The organism is Actinomycetes bacterium (assembly GCA_036000965.1).
In the GTDB taxonomy this organism is placed as follows: Bacteria; Actinomycetota; CALGFH01; order CALGFH01; family CALGFH01; genus DASYUT01.
The window spans coordinates 1-18394 of sequence record DASYUT010000069.1; the positions used below are offsets into that span (position 1 = coordinate 1).

Consider the following 18394-nt stretch of genomic DNA (forward strand, 5'->3'; position numbering starts at 1 on the left):
GGGAGCGGGTCGGCACCGCCAGCGTGAGCGTGCACGAGGACATCCAGCCGGGCGAGACCCTGGACCTGCTGGCGGTCGGCACCACCGCCTCCCGCCCCATCAACGGCGCCGCCCGCTGCCGCAGCCTCGAGCCGGGCTAAGGGCCTGCGGGCCAGGAACTTGGCCGTTCCAGCGCCGGCACACCGAGGCAAGCGGGACTCGACCTGGCCAGGTTCCTGGGCGGCGAGCCCTAACCAGCCAGGACTACTGCCTGGTCGGCGCCTGGCTCGGTGCCGCCACCACGTGCTCCACGGGCAGGCGGTAGCGGCGGCGGAGCTGGCCGACCAGGTCGCCCTTGAGCCAGCGGGACACGCCGGGCGGGAAGGTCGACAGCACGATGCCCGCGTACCCGGGGCGGGCCTGCAGCTCGTCGCCGACTGCCTCGAGCGGCGAGTGGCTGCCGACGATCGTGGCGGTCACGGTCACGCCGGCGCGGGCCAGCAGCGCGGCCGCCTCCCGGCCGCGGCGGGCGGCGAGCTGGCGCGCCTCGCCCTCCTCCCAGTTGTGGAGCAGGTGGCTGGTTGGCGTGGCCGGCACCAGCAGGGTGAACTCGGCGTCGGGGTCGCCCGCGGCGATCGCCTCGACCCGCTCGGCCAGCTCCGGGCTGGCCGCGGTCTGGTGGGCCACGATGAGGTGCCTGGCCATGGCGTCCTCCCTTGGTCGGCTGCCTGAGTTGTGCGCCCGGCAGGTCCGGCTGTCAAGCCCTGGCGTCGCCGCGGGCTGGTAGCCTTGCCCTGGCCAGCGTGGGTCGACAGCGGGGGCGTACAAGATGAGACAGTTCGGCGTCGAATCGGAGATCGGCCTGCTCCGCAGGGTGCTGCTCCACAAGCCAGACCTCGAGCTGCAGCGCCTGACCCCGTCCAACGTCGACGAGCTGCTGTTCGACGAGATCATGTGGGTCGAGCGGGCCCAGGCCGAGCACGACGCGTTCGCCGACGTGCTCCGGGGCCGGGGCGTGGACGTGCACGAGCTGTCCGACCTGCTGGCCGACTGCATGGCGCTCGAGCCGGCCCGCAAGGAGCTGCTCGACCGGGTGGTCACCGCGGACGTGTTCGGCAAGGGCCTGTGCGCGGAGCTGCGGGAGTGGTTCGAGTCGCTGCGCCCGGCCGAGCTGGTCCGCTACCTCATCGGCGGGGTCATCCCCGAGGACCTCCCCTTCGCCCCCGAGGGGCTGGTCGGGGCCAGCTTCCACCCCACCACCTTCGTGCTGCCCCCGCTGCCCAACCAGATGTTCATGCGCGACACCTCGGCGTGGATGTACGGGGGAGTGTCGATCAACCCGATGGCGTTCCCGGCCCGCCGGCGGGAGACCATGCACCTCGAGACCGTCTACCGCCACCACCCGATGTTCGCTGGCGCTGACTTCTCAGTCTGGTACGGCGCCGACGGCCTGGACCACTACCCGGCCGTGGTGGAAGGCGGCGACCTGCTCGTCATCGGCAACGGCGCCCTGCTCGTCGGCATGGGCGAGCGCACCACCGCCCAGGGCATCGAGGCGCTGGCCCACAGCATGTTCGACGCCGGCGCGCTCGAGACGGTGATCGCGGTCGAGCTGCCCAGGGTGCGCGCCTACATGCACCTGGACACCGTCCTCACCCAGGTCGACCACGACGCGTTCGTGGTCTACCCGGGGCTGCGCCAGCAGATGCGCCCGTTCGTGGTCACCCGCGGCAACGGCCGCCACCTGCACGTCGAGGCCGGTGGGGAGCTGTTTGCGACCCTGGCCCGGGTCCTCGGCGTGCCCCGGATCCGCACCTTCGAGACCGGCGGCAACGAGATGCTGGCGGCCCGGGAGCAGTGGGACGACGGCAACAACCTGCTCGCTGTCTCCCCCGGGGTGGTGATCGCCTACGAGCGCAACGTCGACACCAACCAGCGCCTGCGCGACGACGGGGTCGAGGTGCTGACCATCCCCGGCTTCGAGCTCGGCCGCGGTCGGGGCGGGCCGCGCTGCATGAGCTGCCCCCTCGAGCGCGACCCGGCCCGCTGACCCGGGCGAGCCGTCCCGCTCAGCCCGGCGGGCCGGACGGCGGCGGGTCGGCGGCCGAGCTGACCTCGGCGGCGTCGCCGTCGCCGTCCCCGCCGCCGGCTTCGCCTTCGGTCCGGGCACGGCCCCGCCGCTGCCACAGCCACAGCCAGGTCGAGGCGCCCACCACGACTGCGAGGGAGACGTAGGCGTTGCGGGACAGGCCGAACAGCCGGTAGGTGGTGTCGGTGCGCAGCAGCTCGAGGAAGAACCGCCCGAGCCCGTAGAGCGCGAGGTAGGCGAGCACGATGCTGCCGGTGCGCAGCGCCCGCCGCCGCGACAGCCACAGCAGCACCCCGACCACGAGCAGGTTGTACAGCGACTCGTACAGGAACGTCGGGTGGAAGGTGGCGAACTGGGCGTACCGCTCGGGACGGTGGCCGGGCTCGACCTCGAGAGCCCAGGGCAGCGTGGTCGGGGTGCCGAACAGCTCCTGGTTGAAGTAGTTGCCCCAGCGCCCGAAGGCCTGCGCGAGCGGGATCCCGGGGATCGCGGCGTCCAGGGCCAGCAGCACCGGCAGCCCCTGGCGCCGGGCCACGACGATGCCGGCCAGGATGCCGAGGGTCAGCCCGCCGTACAGGGCCAGCCCGCCCTCCCAGATCGCCAGCACGTGCAGCCAGCGGCCCTGGAAGTCGCCGGTGTGGGTGATCACGTAGCCCGTCCGGCCGCCCAGGAACCCGAACACCACCGCCCAGAACATGGGGCGCTCCAGCTCGGCCGGGTCCCGCCCCAGGGCCTGCCAGCGGCGCCGGGCCAGCGACACCGCGAACAGGATCCCGATCGCGATGACCAGCCCGTACAGGTGGAAGAAGAGCGGCCCGACACGCACCCCGTTGGTCGGGGGCGGCGGGATGAACGCCAGCGGCCCGGTCATCGGCGCCTCGCCTGCTCGCGGGCGCTCCGTCGAGCGCCGGCCGGGATCATCCGAGCGCCGGCCGGGATCATCGGTGCCTCGCCTCCTCGCGGGCGCTCCGTCGTGCGCCCGCCCTCATCGTATGAGGACCTCGCCGACCGCCTTGTCGACCGCGGCGAGCACGTCGTCGTCGAGCGCCCGACCGGCGGCCTCGCAGTCCTCCTCGAGCTGCCGTGTCCGGGTGGCGCCGATGATCGCCGAGGCCACGTTCGGCTCGCTCAGCACCCAGGCCAGGGCGAGCTGCGGCATGGACATGCCGGCCTCCTCGGCCACCGCCCGCAGCCGCTCGACGGCGTCGAGCACGTCGTCGGTCAGCCAGTGGCCGACGAACCCGCCCATCTTGCGGCTGGCCGCCCTGCTGTCGGCCGGGGGCGCCGCGCCCTTGCGGTACTTGCCGGTGAGCACGCCCTGGGCGAGCGGCGACCAGACCACCTGGCCGACGCCCTCCCCGGCGCACAGCGGCACGACCTCGCTCTCGATGCGGCGCTGCAGGATCGAGTACTCGGGCTGGTTGGACACGATCCGGTCGAGCCCGAGGTCGTCGGCGATGCGCAGCGCCTCGGCGATCTGCCCGGCGGTCCACTCGCTCACCCCGACATACAGGACCTTGCCCCGGCGCACCAGGTCGTCGAGGGCCCGCAGGGTCTCGTCCAGCGGGGTGGCGTCGTCGAAGCGGTGGCACTGGTACAGGTCGACGTAGTCGGTGCCGAGGCGGCGCAGGCTCGCGTCGCACTGCTCGAGCACGTGCTTGCGCGACAGCCCGCGGTCGTTGGGGCCGTCGCCCACGGGGAAGAACACCTTGGTGGCCAGCACGTAGGACTCGCGCGGGTAGGCGGCCAGCGCCTGGCCGACGACCCGCTCGGCGGCGCCCCGCCCGTACGCGTTGGCGGTGTCGAAGAAGTTGACCCCGAGGTCGTAGGCCCGCGCGATGATCCCCTTGGCCTGCTCGGCCTCCACGCCGACCCCGTAGGTGAGCCACGAGCCCAGCCCGACCTCGCTCACCCGCAGCCCGGTGTCGCCTAACCGGCGGTACTCCACCCTCTCCCCTCTCGGTCGTGGACTGTCGTCGCCTAGCCTGCCACGGGGCCGGACGGTCTGCCGACCAGCTGGCCGCCGCCCCGGACCACCAGCTCGTCGCGCAGCGCCCACAGGGCCGGGAAGAACCGGTACCGCGCGGTGTGCTGCAGGTAGGTGATGGCCATGCCGCCCGTGCCCCGGGCGTGGGTGCCGAGCGTCCGCTCCACCAGCGCCACGTGCTCCTGGCGCCAGCGCGCCCAGCGCGCGTCGTAGTCGACCAGGGCCTCGCAGACCAGGTAGAAGTCGGCCCGCCGACCCGGGTTGGTGTAGAACCCGGCCCAGTCGGTGATCCCCAGGCGGGCGGCGGCACCGGCGTGCGCCTCGGCCAGGGAGCGCTGCCCGAGCCGGCGGGTCAGCACCCCGGGCAGGCCAGCCCCGCCGTACTCGATGTCGAGCGCCTTCAGGTAGGCCGGCTCGCGCAGGCCGCTGAGCAGCTCCAGCTCGCGGAACTGGACCGACTGGGAGCCGCTGGCGCTGCCCAGGTAGCTGCGGAACTGCTGCAGGTCCCAGGGCGGCAGCGTCTGCAGGCTGCGCATCTGGTCGATGCCGGTGGCGATGTTGGCGTTGACCCGGTTGAGCAGGGCGAGCGCCCGCGGCCAGGCACCGGCGTCGAGGAACCCGATGACCCGCTCGAGGTCGTGCAGGGCGAGCTTCATCCACAGCTCGAGCGCCTGGTGCACGATGATGAAGTGCAGCTCCTCGGGATGGGGCGGGTCGGAGCGGGGCCGCTGCAAGGCCAGCAGCTCCTCGAGCCGGAGGTACCGCCCGTAGGTCAGCTCCTCCTCCTGCATCTCCCACCAGCCTTTCGCGCACCCGGCCGGGACTCCTTTGCGAGCCTACCGCGCTTGGACGCGCTTTCGCTGGTGGCGGGCCTGCACTGGCCAAGCTGGCTTCCAGAGCTTGCCAGCCTGCCGCGCTTGGGCGCGCCGTCGCTGGGGTATCGATTGCCGACCGATTGTGCCCGGCCCTAGCATGCACCTGGGCAACGACGTGTGCCGGCCCTAGCATGCACCTTGGGCAACGACGTGACCGGACGGCCGTCGAGCGAAGGAGCGACCGTGCGAAGGACCCTCGTGCTGCTCGGCGGTATCGGCCTGCTCGCCCTGCTCCTCACCCCGGCGACCGGCAGCGCGTCGTCGGGGTCGGCGACCGGGCCGGCCCGGGTGCGGGCCCAGACCGCCCAGGACACCATCAAGTTCGGCCGCAGCCTCTACGAGCAGGGCTGCGTCTCCTGCCACGGGATCGACCCGGCCGGCCCGAGCAACTACCCGACGGTCCCGTCCCTGAAGGACGTCGGCGGCGCGGCCGCGGTCGACTGGGTGCTGCGCACCGGCCGCATGCCCTGGCGGTCCACGGTCGGCCCGGCGATCGAGCGAGGCAAGCCGAAGTACGGCCCGTCGGAGATCCGCGCCCTCAGCCTCTACGTCGGCGAGGCCGTGGGCGACACCGACATCCCCACCGTCGACATCGGCCAGGGCGACGTGAAGCGCGGCCGCGCCCTGTACGCGCAGGCGTGCGCGGCCTGCCACGGCATGAACGGGGCGGGCGCCGCCCTCGGCGGCGCCAACATCGCGCCGAGCCTGCGGGACGTGGCCCCGCTGGACGTGGCCGAGGCGATGAAGATCGGCCCGGGCGTCATGCCGGTGTTCGCCGGCGGCGACTACGACGCCGCCGGCGTCAACTCGATCGCCGCCTACGTGGAGGGCCTCAAGAGCGGCAAGGACGACGTGGGCGGGGCGCCCATCGGGGGCAAGGGCCCGGTCCCCGAGGGGTTCGTGGCCTGGGTGATCGGGCTCGGCGCGCTGATCCTGCTGGCCAAGTGGATGGGTGGGGAGAACTGACTGAGACCGGGCCGGCCGGGGGCGCCGGCGCGGGGGCGGCGAACGATCAGGTGGGGCGCGAGGGCGAAGGACCCGGTGGGCACGAGACGGTGGGGCGCGAGGGCGAAGGACCCGGTGGCGCACGAGAAGGTGGAGCACGAGGGCGAAGGGTCCGGTGGAGCACAAGAAGGTGGAGCGCGAGCACAGGAGACGAGCGACGTGGACGACGGACAGCGCAGGGCCCGTGCCGGCGACGAGCTGACCGGCGAGCAGCGCCGCGTCGAGCGCAGGATCGCGGTCGCGCTGACCATCACCACCCTGTGCGGCATCGCCCTGTTCGTCGTCTACTTCCGGGGTGGGCAGACCCAGGTCGAGGGGACGCTGTTCGCGATCGCCTTCGCCAGCCTCGGCTGGGCCGTGGTGATGTGGGCCGAGAAGCTGCTCGACGCCCGTGAGGTGAGCGAGGACCGGCACGAGCTGACCTCAGGCCCGTCCGGCCGGCAGGCGCTCGAGGCGGCGCTCCTCGAGGAGGCCGGCCCCGTCCTGCGCAGCCCGCGCCGCTCGTTCCTGGTGAAGCTGCTGGCCGGGACCGGGGGCGCGCTCGGCCTGGCGCTGTTCCTGCCCGCCCTGTCGCTCGGCCCGGCCCCCGGCCGCTCGCTGTTCGAGACCGGCTGGCGCAAGGGCAAGAAGGTGGTGGACGAGGCCGGCAAGCCGGTCGCGTTCGACGAGCTGCCCGACGACGGCTACATGACCGTGTTCCCCGAAGGCGAGGTCGGCCGGTCCGACTCCCAGGCGCTGCTCATCAAGGTGCCCCGGGGCTCCCTGCAGCTCCCGGCCGACCGGCTCGCGGCCGTCCCGGGCGGCACCCACGTGGCCTACTCCAAGCTCTGCACGCACGCCGGCTGCCCGGTCGGGCTGTACCGGGCGGCGACCCGCTCGCTCCTGTGCCCCTGCCACCAGTCCCAGTTCGACGTGCTGAACGGCTGCAAGCCCTACTTCGGGCCGGCCGCGGAACCCCTGCCTCAGCTCCCGCTCTCGGTCGACCGCGAGGGCAACCTCACCGCCGAGGGTGACTTCTACGCGCCGGTCGGGCCATCGTTCTGGAATCGAGGCAAGTCATGAGCGTCCTGGAGACGACGGTCAAGTACCTCGACGAGCGCCTGGGGGCCGCCAGCGCCGCCCGCAAGCTCCTGCGCAAGGTGTTCCCCGACCACTGGTCGTTCCTGCTCGGCGAGATCGCGCTGTTCTGCCTCGTGGTGCTGATCTTCACCGGCGTGTTCCTGACCTTCTTCTACACCCCCGACGCCCGCACCCTGACCTACGCGGGCGCCTACGCGCCGCTGCGGGGCGAGCGGGTCTCGGCCGCCTACGAGTCGGTCCTGCGGCTGTCGTTCGAGGTCCGGGCGGGGCTGATCATGCGCCAGACCCACCACTGGGCCGCGCTGGTGTTCGTGGCCGCCATCGTGGTCCACCTGTGCCGGGTGTTCTTCACCGGCGCGTTCCGCCGCCCCCGCGAGCTCAACTGGGTCATCGGCGTGGTGCTGCTGCTGCTCGCGATGGCCATGGGCTTCACCGGCTACTCGCTGCCCGACGACCTGCTGAGCGGCATCGGGCTGCGCATCGCCAACGCGGTCGTGCTCGCCATCCCCGTGGTCGGCACCTGGGTCTCCTCCCTGCTGTTCGGCGGCGAGTTCCCCGCCCCCGAAATCCTCTCGCGGCTGTTCGTGTTCCACGTGATGCTGCTGCCCGCCCTGCTGCTCGCCCTGGTCGGCCTGCACCTCGCCATCCTGGTGCTGCAGAAGCACACCCAGTTCCCTGGCCCGGGCCGGACCGAGCGCAACGTGGTCGGCAAGCGCTTCTGGCCCGAGCAGACCTTCAAGTCCGTCGCCCTGCTGCTGTTCGTGACCGCGGTGACGGCCGGCCTGGGCGGCCTGGCCCAGATCAACCCGGTCTGGCAGTACGGGCCCTACGAGCCGTTCAACGTCACCTCGCCCGCCCAGCCCGACTGGTACATCGGCTTCCTCGACGGCGCCCTGCGGCTGGCCGGGCCATGGCGCATCAAGCTCTTCGGCTATGAGATCTCCGAGGTGTTCTGGCCGGCGATCCTGGTCCCGGGGATCGCCTTCGGCGTCCTCACCCTCTGGCCGTGGGTGGAGCGGCGCTTCACCAGGGACCGGGCCGAGCACCACCTGCTCGACCGGCCCCGCGACGCGCCGCTGCGCACCGCGATCGGCGCGGCCGGCCTGTGGATGTTCTTCGTGATGTTCCTCGAGGGCGGCAACGACATCTTCGGGGTGCTGCTCGACGTGTCGGTCGAGAGCATCACCCGCATCCTGCAGGTCGCGTTCGTGGTCGGCCCGGTCGTGGTCGGGGCCGCCACCTACTTCACCTGCCGCTCGCTGAAGACCAGCCAGCTCCACCCGGCCCGGCCCAACGCCGGGCTGGCGCTGCGGCGCACCGCCACCGGCGGCTACGAGACGGTCCCGCTCGACCCGACGCCTGCCGGCGCCGGCCACGGCGACGGCGACAGCGCCCGCCCGGCCGCGACGGTCCCGGCCTCGGGAGGCCGCCCGCCCGCGCCCTGACCAGGTCGGAGCCCAGGCGCGACGCAACGGGGTGACCCCGGCACGCAACTGGGTGACCGTGACCAGGCGTCGGCCATGGCCAGGCTCGACGCGACCGGGACCGCCCAGCAGGTGATCGACGCGGATATCCGGCCCTCCGGCAGGAGGACGTCAAAGGTACAGGCCGGTGCCGCCAGGCGGCGCGTCCTCCCGGTTCGGCTGCGGCAGGGCGCGGCCGCCGCGCATCTCCGCGAGCTGGTTGCGGGCCGCCATCTGCTGGGCGAACAGGGTGGCCTGGATCCCCTGGAACAGCCCCTCCAGCCAGCCCACGAGCTGGGCCTGGGCGACGCGGAGCTCCGCCTCGCTGGGGGTGTCCGCTTCGAGCGGGAGCGCCATCCGGCTCAGCTCGGCGGCCAGGTCCGGGGAGAGCCCGCTGGCAAGCTCCCGCAGCGAGATGTCGTAGATCTCGCGCATGCGCGTCCGGCCGGCCTCGTCGAGGGGTGCCCGGCGCACCTCCTCGAGCAGCTGCCTGACCATCGTGCCGATCCGCATGACCTTGCCCGGGCTGGTCACGGCCTCGGTCGATTCCTGGGCCTGGTCGGCCGGACGCTCCACGACCGTACCGGACACGCTGTGGACAGAGGTGTCGTCCCTTGGCTGCTGTTCAGGTGTCTGTGTCATCAGCGATACGCCTCGTGAGGGTCGGTGCCGGCGGCGTGCTCGAGGCGGCCGTAGCGGTTCTCGCGGTTGATCGCGGCCAGCCAGCCGGCGGCCGCGACCGCGGACACGGCCAGGCCCAGGACGAGCAGCCACAGGCCGTAGATCAGCCCGGTGGTCAGCATGGCGACCCCGAGCGCCATCGTGAGCGGCCAGATCGAGGGCAGCGGGAGCACGGCGACGTTCTCGGCCGAGTAGTCGTCCGGGCCCCGCGGGTCCCTGCGGGGCAGGCCGGCGAACCGGCGCACGGTGTCCCCGAACTGCTCCCTGGGACCCTGCTCGCGCCGGTGCTGCAGGAGCATGTAGACCGCGGCGAAGCCCGTGCCGCCGCCGAGCAGCAGCAGCGCGACGGTGCCGAATGGCTCGTAGCTGACAAACCAGTAGATGATCGCGGCGACCAAGCCGAAGACGGCGATCCGGAGCATGACGGCGACCTCGTCGCTCATGACCTCACCCCCGGTCCAGGTTACGCGCTGGGTCGGTGTCGGCGGCGTGCTCGAGGCCGTGGCGGAGGTCGAACACGGGCCGCTCGGAGTGGATCTCGGGCAGCTCGTGGAAGTTGTGGTGCGGCGGCGGCGAGCTGGTCGCCCACTCGAGGCTGTTGCCCTCCCACGGGTCGGCCGGGGCCGGTCTGCCCCTCCGCAGCGACACGAACACGTTCCACAGGAACGGCACGGTCGAGAAGCCGACCAGGAAGGCGCCGACCGTCGACATGAGGTTCAGCCCGCCCCAGGACTCGATGTAGTAGTTGGCGATGCGCCGCGGCATCCCCTCGAGCCCCACGATGAACTGCGGGAAGAAGGTGAGGTTGAAGCCGACGAACAGCGTCCAGAAGTGCAGCCTGCCCCAGCCCTCCGACAGGAAGCGGCCGCTCATCTTCGGGAACCAGAAGTACAGCCCGGCGAACAGGGCGAACAGCAGCCCGCCGACCATGACGTAGTGGAAGTGGGCGACCACGTAGTAGGTGTCGTTCACCGCGAAGTCGATCGGCGGGGAGGCCAGGAACACCCCGGTGATGCCCCCGACCAGGAACACGACCAGGAACGCGAGGGCCATCAGCATCGAGGTCGTGAACGTGATCGACCCCCGCCACATGGTCGCCACCCAGTTGAAGATCTTGATGCCGGTGGGCACCGCGATCAGGAACGACATGATCGAGAACCAGGGCAGGTTGACCGCGCCGGTGGCGAACATGTGGTGGGCCCAGACCCCGAACGACAGCGCGCCGATGCCGAAGGTGGCGAACACCAGCGCCCGGTAGCCGAACAGCGGCTTGCGCGAGAAGACCGGGATGACCTCGCTGATCATGCCGAACCCGGGCAGGATCACGATGTAGACCTCGGGATGGCCGAAGAACCAGAAGATGTGCTGCCACAGGATCGGGCTGCCCCCGGCGGTCGGGTCGAAGAAGACGGCCCCGTAGTTCCGCTGCAGGAACAGCAGGGCCAAGCCCACGGTCAGGGGCGGGAAGGCGAACAGGATGAGGAGCTGGGTGACCAGCACCGTCCAGGTGAACAGGGGCATCCGGAACATCGTCATGCCCGGGACCCGCATGGAGAAGATCGTGGTGATCAGGTTGACGGCGCCGACGATGCCGCTGATGCCCACCACGGCCAGCCCGATGATCCACAGGTCCATGCCGGCGCCCTGGAGGTAGCGGGAGTCCGACAGGGGCGGGTAGGCGGTCCACGCGGCGGCCGCCGGGCCGCCGGACACCAGGAACGAGCTGATCACGATCAGGCTGCCGAACAGGTACAGCCAGTAGCTCATCGCGTTCAGCCGCGGGAACGCGACGTCGGCCGCGCCGATCTGCAACGGCACGAAGTAGTTGGCCAGCCCGGTCGACACCTGGGCGGCGAACAGGAAGATCATCAGCGTGCCGTGCATCGAGAACACCTGGTTGTAGGTGTTCTCCGTCATGTACTGCAGGCCGGGCCGGGCCAGCTCGGCGCGCACGAGCAGCGCCAGCACGCCACCGGTGAGGAAGATCCCGAACGCCGTGAAGATGTAGAGGATGCCGATCTTCTTGTGGTCGACCGTGGTCAGGTAGTCGATCAGCCCGGCGCGGGGCTCCTCGTGGGGGAGCTCCGGAAGCGCCGGGGAGGGAAGCTCGGTCGTTGCCATGGTCGTGGGACTCCGTTTCTTACGGGGTTCCGCTCCTTACGGGTTCCGCTCCTTACGGGTTCCGCTCCTACGGTTCCGCTCCTCTACGGGGTTCCGCTCGCGCCGGCCGGGGCCCGGGCCGCGGACGCAAGCCAGCTCTGGAACTCGCTCTGCGACACCACCCGCACGTCGAACACCATGTCGGCGTGGGCGACCCCGCAGAACTGCACGCAGTGGCCGTTGTAGGTGCCGGTCTGGTCGAAGGTCAGGTCGAACTCGTTCACGGTGCCCGGGATGGCCTGGCGCTTGAACAGCGTCCTGGGCACGTAGAACGAGTGCACGACGTCGGCCGAGACGAGCTTGATGCGTACGGGCTCGCCCACGGGCACCACCATCGTCGGCGGCTGCTTGGGCACGCCGACCACCTGCGCGCCCGACCCCTCGTAGTCGAACTGCCAGCTCCACTGGAAGCCGGTGACCTTGATCGTGACGGCCGGGTTGTGGGCCCGGTGCAGCACCTTGCCCTGCGCGTTCAGGGTCACGGCGAACAGGATCAGCACCAGGATGAGCGGGATGATGGTCCAGGTCAGCTCGAGCGTGTTGCTACCATGGATCTGCTTGGGCAGCTCGTCGTTCTTGCGCCGATATCTGATGATCGACCAGACGATCAGGCCCGAGACGATGGTGAACACGCCCGCGGCGGTCCACAGGAAGAAGTCGTAGGCGAAGCGGACGGCGTCGCCCTGGTCGGTGACGCTGGCTGGAGCGCAGCCGGCGAGCACCAACAAGAGCACGACCGCTGCGCAAGCTCGCCTGAGGCGCGCGAGGCCGGCCGCCGTCACGGCCGTCCGGGGACGCGCCCGGGGCTCGCTGCGGGACGGAGCACGGAGCGGCGGCAGGATGACCCCTCTCTCCCTGGTCGGCACGGACGGCTAACCTGTCTGGTGGCACCGCACGGCTCCCGCAACTCGAGGCCCGGGACCGTCCGGCGGCGAGCTAGGTACGGACTGTAACCCATGGCCTCCCTGGCCGGCAGCTGCCACGCTGCTCGCACTTTGCACCGATTCGGCTCCGGCTAATCCTTCCGAGCCCCCCGGGGGCAGCGGTCACGGGTCCCCGGCAGGCCGTCGAGCCACCCGGCGACCGCGTCGACGGCCTTGGCGAGCACCGGCGGCTCCGGGCCGGCGCCCGGGTCGCGCAGGGCCTGGCCGGCTGCCTGCCCGGACGGGTCAGCCACCGAGACCGGTCATGAGCGCGCGAGCGGTCAGGCCGAAGACGAAGAACGACCCGATCGTGAAGAACAGGTGGAAGGGCGGCTTCTCGAGGCCGCGGGTGAACAGGTGGCAGACAGCGAGCACGACCGCCGGGAACACCGACCCGTAGGCGTAGTGGAGCAGCGGGCGCTGGTTGCCGAGCGCGAGCAGCACCAGCCCGACGGCCAGCTGCAGCCCGAGCAGGATCTGGAGCACGGCCAGCAGCCCCCAGTACAGCCGGCCGGCGTCGCGCCTGAGGATGAACAGGCCGACCCCCCAGAGGAACAGCGCCCCCCACCCAGCCACGATCGCCACGCCCGCGATCCGGTGCAACCCCACCATCGGTCCACGCTCCGCTCGTCGCCAACTGGGTCCGACCGGGCAGTCTGGCAGGAGTTCGCCGATCCCGCTCGGCCTGGCCCCGGTCGCACCCGCTCCCGCGGCGGCTCCGCCGTCGGCCCACCCCGCTCCCGCGGCGGCTCCGCCGTCGGCCCACGGCTTCGCCGTCGGCGGAACCCCTGGTGTTCGCCGTCGGCGGAACCCCTCGTGCTGGCGGCCCGGGTCGGGTACCGTGCCACCATGGGCATGGACATGGGCACCGCCTTCGAGCTCTACGACCGGCCGGTCGACCCGGTCGACCGGCTGCTGCGGCGCCGCGTCGTCCTGCTGTCCGGGCAGATCGACGCCGACAAGGCCAACGACGTGATGGCCCGGCTGCTCTGGCTCGAGCAGGAGGGGCCAGGGGAGCCGATCGAGCTGCGCATCAACTCGCCCGGAGGCGAGCTGCTGTCGGGCCTGGCCGTCGTCGACACCATCGCGCAGGTGCGCTGCCCGGTCGCGACGATCTGCGCCGGGATGGCCGCCTCGATGGCGTCGGTGGTGCTCGCGCTCGGCGAGCGTGGCAGGCGACGGGCCACCCCGAACGCCCGCATCCTGATCCATCAGCCGTGGAGCGGGCAGTTCCAGGGGCAGGCGGCCGACCTCGAGCGGACCGCCGAGGAGGTGCTCCGGCTCCGGCGCCGTCTTGACACCCTGCTGGCCGAGGCGACCGGGCAGCCGGTCGAGCGCATCCACCACGACACCGACCGGGACACCTGGTTCTCGGCCGACGAGGCGGTCGCCTACGGCCTGATCGACGAGGTCGCCCGGTGATCGCGGTGTGGCCGTGACCCGGCTGCGGGACTGCATCGGAGCCGCCCTGCGCGGCCACCGGCTGGCCCAGGCGCGCACGCTGCGCGAGGTGGCCGAGGCGGCCGGCGTGTCGCTCACCTACCTGTCCGAGGTCGAGCGAGGCCGCAAGGAGGCCTCCTCCGAGGTGCTCGAGGCGGTCTGTGCCGCGCTCGACGTGGTCCTGTCGGAGCTGCTGTTCGAGGTGGCCGAGGCCCTGGCCCGGGTCGAGACGGGCAGCCGGGCCCAGGCCGTCGGCTTCGTGCCCGCCGGGACGGCACCCATGCCCGCCCCGGCACCCGTCGCCAGGGTGCTCGACTTCCAGGCCTACGCGGGGCGACGCACGGCCTGACCCGGCCCGTTGCCGGACCGGCAGGACAGCACCCTCCCATCGCTACCCGCTAAGCACGTCACCAGACGTTCTGCTCGTAACCGAGGCCAGCGACCAAGGCCGTCCCATCAAGTTACGGACAGGACTTCTGAGGTGCTGCTTAGGCCCGGCCCGGTCCACGACCCGAGGGTCCGGGGTGAGCCTGCCCAGGCGCCGCCAGGGCGCGAGCGTCGAACGGCAGCCGCAGCGTGACGCGGGCGCCCCGGCCGGGCGCCGAGTCGATGCGGACGTCGCCGCCCGCAGCCTCGACCCGCTCGGCCATGAACCGCAGGCCGAGGTGGCCGGTGGCCATGGCCCAGGCGCAGGTCTCCACGGGGTCGAATCCCGCCCCGTCGTCGTCTACCTGCGCGACGACCGCCCCGCCCTCGGAGCGGATCCGGACCCGCACGGCCGTGGCGCCGGCGTGCTTGGCCACGTTGGCGAGCGCCTCCTGGAGCGCGCGGAACAGCACTGTCTCGAGGTCGCCGTCGACCCGGTCCGCGAGGGACCACTCAAGCTCGGTGGCGCAGCCGGCCTCGGCCAGGCGCTCGAGCTGCAGCTCGAGCGCGGCCCGGAGCCCGTCGGCGTCGAGCCGGTGCGGGCGCAGACCGAACAGGAAGGCGCGCGCCGCCCGCAGGGCGTGCTCGAGGTTCTGGCGGAGGCGCCCGACGCCTTCGCCGACCCCGGGCGACGCGGCCGCGCCGACCCCCTTGAGCCGGGCCTCGAGGACGTCCAGGTGCAGCAGGGCGGCGGCCAGCGACTGGATGGCGTCGTCGTGGAGGTCGCCGGCCAGCCGGCGGCGCTCGTCCTCCTGGGCGGTGAGCAGCTGCCGCAGCAGGCTCCGGCGGTCCCGCTCGGCTCGGCGGAGCCGGGCGAGCAGGTCGTCGGGCCCGTCCGGCCACCCGGTGGGCGCGGCCCGCGGCGTCCCCGGCCCTTCCCCAGGCGCGGTGGACCGTGTCCCCGGCCGTTCCCCGGGCGCGGTGGACCGTGTCCCCGGCCCTTTCCCGGGCGCGGCAGGCCCTGCCTCGGGAGGCTCACCATCTGGCCGATCTGCGAGCATTCCGTCTCCCTGCGGCACGCAGCCGCACTTAGCACCGCCGGCACCTGCGATGGGCGCCGATCGAGCGGTTTCAGTAGATTAATGGAATCGTCCGGTCTGTGTGCTGCGACCACCCGATGGTCCGTGCCGCAGCACAGACCACCCGGCAGGGCCTAGCGCCGGAACGCGTCCCTCAGCTTGCCGACCGCCTGCTTCAGCGCACCCTTCCGCTGGTCCGCCACGCCCTCGGCCTGCAGGCGGCGGTCGCCGGTCGCCCGGCCCAGCTCCTCCTTGGCCCGGCCCTTGACCTCCTGGGCCTTGCCGCGGGTCTTCTGCCTCCCACTCCGGGCCATGCTGCCTCCTCGTCCCTCCCGGCCACGCCTTCGGTGCCCGCGGGTCAACCCGAGTCTTCCCGCCGCGGGCACCCGCCAAGCCCCACCACGGCTCCAACGGCGGCCTGGTACCCGTGTCCCCTACCTTGAGTGGCCGAGTGACCACGTTTGGCGCCGGGTGGGCCCGAACCCCCTGCATCCACCGGAGCGGCTTGGAGTCAAGACTTGATCCGGGCCGCCCGCCGACGCACCCTAGAGGGGACCCACCGGCTGCCGCTCCAGTCCCACCGCCCCCAGCCACCCGGTCGCTTCCACCGCCCCACCCGACGACCTGGGCCACCGTTCCCGCGGGAGGCCCCGCCGAGGTCCCCGGCCTGCTAGCGACCACATTCCGCACCAATCGTTCACTCTCCGTACCAGCCGCCCCGCCGATCTCACAGCAACCCGGCGCCCGCCCGGTCCGCCACCTGCAGCGCCGACACAACCGAACAGACGCGAGCGCGAGCGGCTCAGAGGTCCGACGCGACCTGCTCGCGGCGACGGCGCCCCCCAGAGACCGCCGACCGATCGCCCGCTGGCCGCCTCCTCCGAGCCATCGCGCTCCCATTCCCGAGGGGGAGTCATGCCCATCGTCATGCCCCGGCACGGGACGGGTCCTGCAAGCCGTCCCAGCCGTCCCCGGTCCGAGCAGAGCACCTGGTCCTGGCTGCGGACTGTGCTCATTCCCTACCTGGCCGCAACGTTCGTCCTGCTCGCGGTCGTGTTCACCCTGTCCCCGCACCAGGCGGCCGGCCCCGGGGCGCCCGCCGCCGGGGAGTGGGACTACCAGCGCGAGGTGGTCGCCATCCAGGGTGGCGGGGTGGGCAATGCCTACGCCCGCACGGCCATCCGAGCCACGGCCTGGATGACCAAGGGCTCGATCGAGCGCCAGCGCGACGTGTTCCGCCTCAACCTGGTCGGCTATCTGGCCGGCCAGCGGCTGGCCGGCGGCGTCGGTGCCTGGCGCGAGGCGCACCGCCTGCCGCTCGAGGGCGGCACCATGATCGTGCTCGTCGCCCTGATCGCCTACGGCGTCCTGGGCCGTCCAGCCGGCCGAGCCTGGATGGTGGCCGTCCTGCTCCTGGTCGCCCTCACCCTGGCCGTCACCCGCCCTGTCACCGTCGAGCGGCTCGCCAGCGCTCCCACGATCGCCGTGCCGGACCTGGTCACCCGGGTCACCGCGTCGGCCCGGAGCGACCCCGGCCGGGGCCCTGACACCGGTGAGGTGCGCGAACGCCTGGCCGCCCGCTATTGGACCTTGTTTGTCGCCTACCCGTTGTCGCGCCTGCAGACCGGCAGCCCGGTGCTCGCCGAGTCCCCGCCGACGGCCAAGGCCGGCATCCTCGAGCTGCTGCGCCGCCGGATCGCCGGCGTCAACGACTGGGCGGTCGGCCGGCACGGCGCCGAGCGCGCCATCGTCGCGACCACGGCCACCGTCTACGTGCTGCCGTTCGCGCTCGCGCTCGGCGCGCTCGCGATGGTGGCGACCTGCGCGCAGACGCTGCTCTACCTGCTCTGCCTGGCCGGGCTGGTGGTCGTCCCCCTGGCACTGGACGCCCGCCGCCGCCGCGCCGTGGTGACCTGGTGGATGCTGCCGCTGGCCGGGTCGGTCGTGGTACTCGTGGCCAGTACGATGCTCTCCCTGCTCGTCCTGTGGCTCGGCCAGACCGTGCATGCGGCCGACGAAGAACTCGGGCTCCTCCTCGCCGGGTCGATCGGCCCGGTCCTGGCCACCGGGCTCACCGGCCGGTGGCTCCGCCGCAGCCGGCGAGCGCGTCGGCTCGCCACGGTCGGGGGTGCGTCCTCGTGAGCCCGTCCAGGGAGCTGGTGCCGGTGGCGAAGCCGGCCCGTGGCCGCCCGCCCCGCTGGCGGTCGGTGCTGGACGCCGCCTGGCGGTTGCTGCGCCGGACCGCCCGCAGCCCGCTGGCCCGCCGCCTGGCCCTCACCGTGCTCCTCGCCACCTTGGCTGTTGGCATCGTGGGTGTCTCCTACGCCACCGCGGACGTCCCGGTCCGGGCCCGCCCGGCCGGCCGCGCCAGCCAGGCCGCCGGCGCGGCAGCGGGGGAGCGGGCGCCCGATCGGCGGTCGGCTGCGCCGAGCGCGACCCGCCCCCCCGAGCAGCCGGGCACCACCCCGGCCCGGCGAAACCCGCCCGCCACCCGTGCGGGCGGTGCCGCCGGCCAGCCGGAGCGCGTAGCCGGCCGGGCGGGCCAGGCCGCCGGGCCGCCAGGGCAGGCCAGCGGGCGGGCGGGCCAGGCCGCCGGGCCGTCGGGGGCTCGGGCTGACCAGCCGCACGGGCTCGGCAGCCAGGCGGGTGCGACCGCCGGGCGCCAGGGCGAGGTCGCCGTGGCGTGGTATGCGGCGCGGCTGGGGCTGCCCGCGGGGCGGGTGCGGGCCCTGGGCAGCCAGCGGATCGGGCCCGGCCAGGCCCGCGTGCTGGTGCTGGCCGACGCCGGCCCCGGCCGGCTGGCCACTGCCTGGGTCGGGGTGCACCGCACCCGCGGCGGCTGGGCGGTGACCCCGTGACCGCGCCCGCCCCCACTCCCACCCGACCCCAGCCCGGCCCCAGGCCCGGGCCGGGGCCCGACGCCCCGCCCGACCCGCCCCGCCCGCGCGGGCCCGGCCCGGCCGCCGGCCCACCCGCCGGCCCGGGCGGCCCGGCCCGGCCACCGGCCGACCCGCCGGCCGGGCCGGCCGGCCCCGGCCCACCGCCACCCAGCCATCCCCGCCGCCACCCCGGTGGACGGCCAGGCGGCCGGCGCCCGGGCGGGACCACGGCCCAGGCCGCCGGGGTCGTCGCCGCGCTGCTTGTGTTGGCGGTGTTGGCTGGTTCGGCGTCGCCGGGGTTCTCCCTGGCCGCGGTCCCCCGAGCGCTCGGCAGGGGCGCCAGCGCCGTGCTGCGCGCCACCACCCAACCCCCCACCCCCAGCCCCCC

At 73.2% G+C, this 18394-nt stretch carries 21 protein-coding genes; 9 read left to right on the plus strand and 12 right to left on the minus strand.

The window, feature by feature from the left end:
- Positions 1-243: 243 nt before the first annotated feature.
- On the minus strand, positions 244-684 hold the full coding sequence (locus VG276_05450; GenBank protein HEV8648848.1) for a hypothetical protein: 441 nt from the start codon (positions 682-684) through the stop codon (positions 244-246).
- A 124-nt stretch (positions 685-808) separates the two neighbouring features.
- Between VG276_05450 and VG276_05455 the strand changes: the two genes are divergently transcribed.
- Positions 809-2029, plus strand: a complete 1221-nt coding sequence (locus VG276_05455) for an arginine deiminase (GenBank protein ID HEV8648849.1) — start codon at positions 809-811, stop codon at positions 2027-2029.
- A 19-nt stretch (positions 2030-2048) separates the two neighbouring features.
- Here the strand turns inward: VG276_05455 and lgt are convergent, their stop codons facing one another.
- From lgt to VG276_05470, 3 genes are all read right to left on the minus strand, one after another.
- Positions 2049-2939 (minus strand): prolipoprotein diacylglyceryl transferase, encoded by an 891-nt coding sequence (lgt, locus tag VG276_05460; GenBank protein ID HEV8648850.1) that lies wholly within the window; start codon positions 2937-2939, stop codon positions 2049-2051.
- A 114-nt stretch (positions 2940-3053) separates the two neighbouring features.
- Positions 3054-4016, minus strand: coding sequence for an aldo/keto reductase family protein (locus VG276_05465; protein ID HEV8648851.1), 963 nt, complete (start codon positions 4014-4016; stop codon positions 3054-3056).
- A 32-nt stretch (positions 4017-4048) separates the two neighbouring features.
- Positions 4049-4846 carry a tryptophan 2,3-dioxygenase family protein gene (locus VG276_05470; GenBank protein HEV8648852.1) on the minus strand — a complete coding sequence of 266 codons (798 nt, stop codon included), beginning with the start codon at positions 4844-4846 and terminating at the stop codon, positions 4049-4051.
- Between the two features lie 267 nt (positions 4847-5113).
- Here VG276_05470 and VG276_05475 point away from each other — a divergent pair, with 267 nt between their 5' ends.
- From VG276_05475 to VG276_05485, 3 genes are all read left to right on the plus strand, one after another.
- On the plus strand, positions 5114-5896 hold the full coding sequence (locus VG276_05475; protein HEV8648853.1) for a c-type cytochrome: 783 nt from the start codon (positions 5114-5116) through the stop codon (positions 5894-5896).
- A 198-nt stretch (positions 5897-6094) separates the two neighbouring features.
- The gene (locus VG276_05480; GenBank protein ID HEV8648854.1) at positions 6095-6997 is read left to right on the plus strand and encodes a Rieske 2Fe-2S domain-containing protein; all 903 of its coding nucleotides are present in this window, start codon (positions 6095-6097) and stop codon (positions 6995-6997) included.
- Entirely contained in the window at positions 6994-8460 is a 1467-nt protein-coding gene (locus tag VG276_05485; GenBank protein HEV8648855.1) for a cytochrome bc complex cytochrome b subunit, read from the plus strand. Before VG276_05480 ends, VG276_05485 begins: the two co-directional genes overlap by 4 nt.
- Positions 8461-8610: 150 nt before the next feature.
- Here the strand turns inward: VG276_05485 and VG276_05490 are convergent, their stop codons facing one another.
- From VG276_05490 to VG276_05515, 6 genes are all read right to left on the minus strand, one after another.
- On the minus strand, positions 8611-9120 hold the full coding sequence (locus VG276_05490; protein ID HEV8648856.1) for a proteasome activator: 510 nt from the start codon (positions 9118-9120) through the stop codon (positions 8611-8613).
- Positions 9120-9602 carry a cytochrome c oxidase subunit 4 gene (locus VG276_05495; protein HEV8648857.1) on the minus strand — a complete coding sequence of 161 codons (483 nt, stop codon included), beginning with the start codon at positions 9600-9602 and terminating at the stop codon, positions 9120-9122. The genes VG276_05490 and VG276_05495 overlap by 1 nt, the downstream gene beginning before the upstream one ends.
- A gap of 4 nt (positions 9603-9606) precedes the next feature.
- Positions 9607-11280 carry a cytochrome c oxidase subunit I gene (ctaD, locus tag VG276_05500; protein HEV8648858.1) on the minus strand — a complete coding sequence of 558 codons (1674 nt, stop codon included), beginning with the start codon at positions 11278-11280 and terminating at the stop codon, positions 9607-9609.
- Positions 11281-11363: 83 nt separating this feature from the next.
- The gene (coxB, locus tag VG276_05505; protein HEV8648859.1) at positions 11364-12053 is read right to left on the minus strand and encodes a cytochrome c oxidase subunit II; all 690 of its coding nucleotides are present in this window, start codon (positions 12051-12053) and stop codon (positions 11364-11366) included.
- A 281-nt stretch (positions 12054-12334) separates the two neighbouring features.
- Positions 12335-12496 carry a hypothetical protein gene (locus VG276_05510; protein ID HEV8648860.1) on the minus strand — a complete coding sequence of 54 codons (162 nt, stop codon included), beginning with the start codon at positions 12494-12496 and terminating at the stop codon, positions 12335-12337.
- Positions 12489-12854, minus strand: coding sequence for a hypothetical protein (locus tag VG276_05515; GenBank protein ID HEV8648861.1), 366 nt, complete (start codon positions 12852-12854; stop codon positions 12489-12491). Before VG276_05515 ends, VG276_05510 begins: the two co-directional genes overlap by 8 nt.
- A 204-nt stretch (positions 12855-13058) precedes the next feature.
- On the opposite strand from VG276_05515, the gene VG276_05520 reads away from it, so the two are divergent.
- Positions 13059-13664 (plus strand): ATP-dependent Clp protease proteolytic subunit, encoded by a 606-nt coding sequence (locus VG276_05520; GenBank protein ID HEV8648862.1) that lies wholly within the window; start codon positions 13059-13061, stop codon positions 13662-13664.
- Positions 13665-13677: 13 nt separating this feature from the next.
- Positions 13678-14031 (plus strand): helix-turn-helix transcriptional regulator, encoded by a 354-nt coding sequence (locus VG276_05525; protein HEV8648863.1) that lies wholly within the window; start codon positions 13678-13680, stop codon positions 14029-14031.
- A gap of 139 nt (positions 14032-14170) precedes the next feature.
- Here VG276_05525 and VG276_05530 read toward each other — a convergent pair whose 3' ends face one another.
- Together VG276_05530 and VG276_05535 are read right to left on the minus strand one after the other, a co-directional pair.
- Positions 14171-15109, minus strand: a complete 939-nt coding sequence (locus tag VG276_05530; GenBank protein HEV8648864.1) for a sensor histidine kinase — start codon at positions 15107-15109, stop codon at positions 14171-14173.
- Positions 15110-15261: 152 nt separating this feature from the next.
- Positions 15262-15441 carry a CsbD family protein gene (locus tag VG276_05535; GenBank protein ID HEV8648865.1) on the minus strand — a complete coding sequence of 60 codons (180 nt, stop codon included), beginning with the start codon at positions 15439-15441 and terminating at the stop codon, positions 15262-15264.
- 694 nt (positions 15442-16135) lie between these two features.
- Here VG276_05535 and VG276_05540 point away from each other — a divergent pair.
- The 3 genes from VG276_05540 to VG276_05550 form a co-directional block, all read left to right on the plus strand.
- Complete coding sequence (locus tag VG276_05540; GenBank protein ID HEV8648866.1) at positions 16136-17269, plus strand: hypothetical protein; 1134 nt, start codon at positions 16136-16138, stop codon at positions 17267-17269.
- A gap of 23 nt (positions 17270-17292) precedes the next feature.
- Entirely contained in the window at positions 17293-17985 is a 693-nt protein-coding gene (locus VG276_05545; GenBank protein HEV8648867.1) for a hypothetical protein, read from the plus strand.
- The coding region (locus VG276_05550) for a hypothetical protein (GenBank protein HEV8648868.1) at positions 17982-18394 on the plus strand (413 nt) is incomplete at its 3' end. The genes VG276_05545 and VG276_05550, both read left to right, overlap by 4 nt.

Excerpts from the sequence above, each read along its gene's own strand:
- VG276_05450 (HEV8648848.1), bottom strand. The coding sequence starts at position 684 with ATGGCCAGGCACCTCATCGTGGCCCACCAGACCGCGGCCAGCCCGGAG.
- VG276_05455 (HEV8648849.1), top strand. The coding sequence starts at position 809 with ATGAGACAGTTCGGCGTCGAATCGGAGATCGGCCTGCTCCGCAGGGTG.
- lgt (HEV8648850.1), bottom strand. The coding sequence starts at position 2,939 with ATGACCGGGCCGCTGGCGTTCATCCCGCCGCCCCCGACCAACGGGGTG.
- VG276_05470 (HEV8648852.1), bottom strand. The coding sequence starts at position 4,846 with ATGCAGGAGGAGGAGCTGACCTACGGGCGGTACCTCCGGCTCGAGGAG.
- VG276_05485 (HEV8648855.1), top strand. The coding sequence starts at position 6,994 with ATGAGCGTCCTGGAGACGACGGTCAAGTACCTCGACGAGCGCCTGGGG.
- VG276_05490 (HEV8648856.1), bottom strand. The coding sequence starts at position 9,120 with ATGACACAGACACCTGAACAGCAGCCAAGGGACGACACCTCTGTCCAC.
- VG276_05495 (HEV8648857.1), bottom strand. The coding sequence starts at position 9,602 with ATGAGCGACGAGGTCGCCGTCATGCTCCGGATCGCCGTCTTCGGCTTG.
- ctaD (HEV8648858.1), bottom strand. The coding sequence starts at position 11,280 with ATGGCAACGACCGAGCTTCCCTCCCCGGCGCTTCCGGAGCTCCCCCAC.
- VG276_05515 (HEV8648861.1), bottom strand. The coding sequence starts at position 12,854 with ATGGTGGGGTTGCACCGGATCGCGGGCGTGGCGATCGTGGCTGGGTGG.
- VG276_05530 (HEV8648864.1), bottom strand. The coding sequence starts at position 15,109 with ATGCTCGCAGATCGGCCAGATGGTGAGCCTCCCGAGGCAGGGCCTGCC.
- VG276_05535 (HEV8648865.1), bottom strand. The coding sequence starts at position 15,441 with ATGGCCCGGAGTGGGAGGCAGAAGACCCGCGGCAAGGCCCAGGAGGTC.